This window comes from Stakelama sediminis (assembly GCF_014199335.1).
Taxonomy (GTDB): Bacteria; Pseudomonadota; Alphaproteobacteria; order Sphingomonadales; family Sphingomonadaceae; genus Sphingomonas; species Sphingomonas sediminis.
This window is the reverse complement of sequence record NZ_JACIJI010000020.1, coordinates 1-2,890: the sequence shown is the minus strand read 5'-3', so window position 1 is coordinate 2,890 and position 2,890 is coordinate 1. Positions and strand designations below refer to the sequence as shown.

2 protein-coding genes are annotated in these 2,890 nt (G+C 59.3%); both read right to left on the bottom strand.

Features of this window, described 5'->3' with window-relative positions; translation table 11 throughout:
- Positions 1–2: 2 nt before the first annotated feature.
- The gene (locus FHR23_RS16415; protein ID WP_184006154.1) at positions 3–2,204 is read right to left on the bottom strand and encodes a GumC family protein; all 2,202 of its coding nucleotides are present in this window, start codon (positions 2,202–2,204) and stop codon (positions 3–5) included.
- Between the two features lie 30 nt (positions 2,205–2,234).
- On the bottom strand, positions 2,235–2,890 hold a 656-nt coding region (locus FHR23_RS16410; protein WP_343043221.1), incomplete at its 5' end, for a polysaccharide biosynthesis/export family protein.

Below are 2,890 nucleotides of genomic sequence, written 5' to 3'. Positions count from 1 at the left end.
GCTCACTCATGGTTATTGCCATATTGGTAGTATTGATAACCGTAATAGGCGTAACCGGAGTTGGCGTTTTTGGGGTTGAACTTGGTGAGGACGGCGCCGAGGACGTGGGCATGGCCGGTTCTGAGGCGCTTGAGGGCGGCCTTGGTGGCGCCTCTGTGACCGCGCGATGCTTCGATGACGAACATGGTGCTGCCGGCGATTGAGGCGAGCAGCGGTGCGTCAGCGAGGCCGAGTACGGGCGGGCCGTCGAGGATGACGATATCGAAGCGGCGCTGCAGTTCGTCGAGGATATCGTTCAGTCGCTGATTGCCGAGCAGTTCGGTCGGGCTCGGCGGGATCGGACCTGCCGGAATGAACGACAGATTGTCGATCGTGGTTTCGTGCAGCACCGAAGCGATATCCTCATGCGAGGTCAGCAGGTCGGACAGGCCGGGCTTGGCGGCCACGCTGAACGCGTGGTGCTGAGACGGGCGGCGCAAGTCGACATCGACCAGCACCACACGCTTGCCCAGTCGCGCCAGACCCATGGCAGCGGCATAGCTGGTGGTCGACTTACCCTCGGCCGCTTCGGTCGAGGTCACCAGCAACACCGGTGGTAGCCCCTGCGCGGTGGAGTATAGCAGCGCCGTACGCAGCGAGTTATAGGCCTCGGCCACTGGCGAACGCGGCGACGCAAGCTCGTCGCGGGCATTTTCGTTGTCCGTCACCGGAATGATGCCCAGCGTCGACAGGCCCAGCTTGCGCTCGACATCCTCCGGCGCCCGGATCGCATCATCCAGTTGCTCTCGGATGAACACCACGCCGCCCGCCAGTGCCAGCCCTGCCAGCAGCGCCAGCGCCATGTTGAGAAACAGGCGCGGTGAGGAAGGCCTGATCGGTACATCGGCCTGATCAACCACCGAGACATTGCTGGCGGTAATCCCCGCCGAAGCACTCACTTCCTTGTACCGCTGCAACAATCCTTCATACAGCGTGCGGTTGGTGTCCGCCTCCCGCGCCAGGATATTATAGCGTACCGAGCGATCCTGCTCGGTCAGCGTCTCGTTCTTGAGTTGGTGAACCTGCGCGCCAAGCGACTGCTCGTTCAGCCTGGCACTTTCATAGGCCTGTTTGACCGACTGCTTGATTCCGGTCGCGATCACATTGATCTGATCGTCGATCTGCTTGAGTTGCGCTTTGTATTGCTGCACCGTGGGATAGGCATCCTTGTGCTTGGCCAGTTCCTGACTCAGTGCCGCACTCGCGCTCGCGCGTTGATCGAGTAAATTCTGGATCGCTTGATTGGCCAGTACGTCAGGGATACTCAGAAGCGGCGTGTTTTCAACCGTCTTCCATTTTTCCTCAGCCGCAATCCGCGCTGCCGTTGCATCATTGGCGGCCTGATTGAGTTGCGCGAGCGAGGCTGTCGTCACCGACGCGGACCCCGTCGAGGTCGAGCCGTCCGCATTGGTCTGCTGCGTTTTGATCAGCCCCATCTGACGCGCATAATTGTTGAGGTCCTGTTCGGACTGTTCGAGCTTCGCCTTGGCCTCGCCAAGCTGTTGCGAGAGAAAGTTGCGCGCATAGGCCGTGCTGTTGAACGTGCGCTGCAGATTGCTCTTGATGAACTCGCTGGCATAGCTGTTGGCAATCTGCGCTGCCAGCTTCGGATCGGGGCTGGTAAAAGCAATCGTCGCCACGCGCGAATCCGGCGGCAGATTCACCGAAAGATTATCCTCAATTCCACTCAACACCGCATCCCGCAACTGCTGATCCCGGGACACCTTCGGATCCGGCTTGGGTGACGATATCTTCATGGCCGAAAAGAAATCGGCACTCTTGTTGAATAGATCGAGCGCCTGCGCCACCCGCAATTCCATCGCCCGGCTCTTCAGCACGTCGACCTGCGTCTGTAAAAACCGATCGGCATCCTGATAGGAACTGACCGGCTGCACGCTCTGATCCTGGCCCAAAACCTGCGCTGCTTCCTGGTCAATCTGCACGCTCGACGACGCCGTATATTTCGGCGTCATCAGCATCGTCGCCACCAGCCCCAGCACCAGCACTGCAAGCACAATGCCGCCGACCACCCACAGATTGCGCTTGAGGATCAGCCACAGCGCCCGAAAATCTATCTCGAAACCGCCGCCCTGTTCAACAAATTCTTCCTCGATAAACTCCGCTTCAGGCGTCGCGGGCTGCCGGATCGCAGGAACCGTATCCATATTTACCAACTCGTCCTCAGCCACGCTCGATCAAAAATACCGGAAAAGATTGAAGAACGGCGCCGTCTTCAGAAGATCCCGGAAACCGCCCTTGACCGCGTCAAACCCAACCACAATCACATCGCCGCCCAAAACCTGCGGATCCGGCGCACGACCCTCCCGGATCGCCTTCACGTTAAACACCGCTCCGGCACGCTTGCCGTCGATGTTCCGGAATATCACCACCTGATCCAGCTTCGCCACATCCGTCGGACTCTGCGCCTGCGCCAGCGCCTGCAACAATGTCGACTGTCCGTTCACCGGATAAACACCCGGCTCCTTCACATCGCCTTCCACCGTCACATTCTGCGATACCGACGACACCACCGTCACCGATACCTGCGGATCCACCAGATATTTCTTCCCAAGCCTCGCCGCAATGTCATCCGACAACTCAGACGCCGTCTTCCCCTGCGCATGCACCGTACCAATCAACGGAAACGACACATTCCCCGACGCATCCACCTGCAACTTGTCAAAACTCAGATCCGGCTCCTGAAATACCGTCACACTCAATACATCCAACGGACCCAGCCGATAATCCGCTACCTGCGCTCCAACCCTCGGCGCCGGCATCACCGCATACGCAGCAGCACCACTCGGCAAACCTGCAGACGCATGCATCCCACTACATCCACACAAAAGGA

What these genes read in the sequence shown, in the direction of transcription:
- FHR23_RS16415 (WP_184006154.1), bottom strand. Translation starts at nt 2,204, where the DNA reads ATGGATACGGTTCCTGCGATCCGGCAGCCCGCGACGCCTGAAGCGGAG.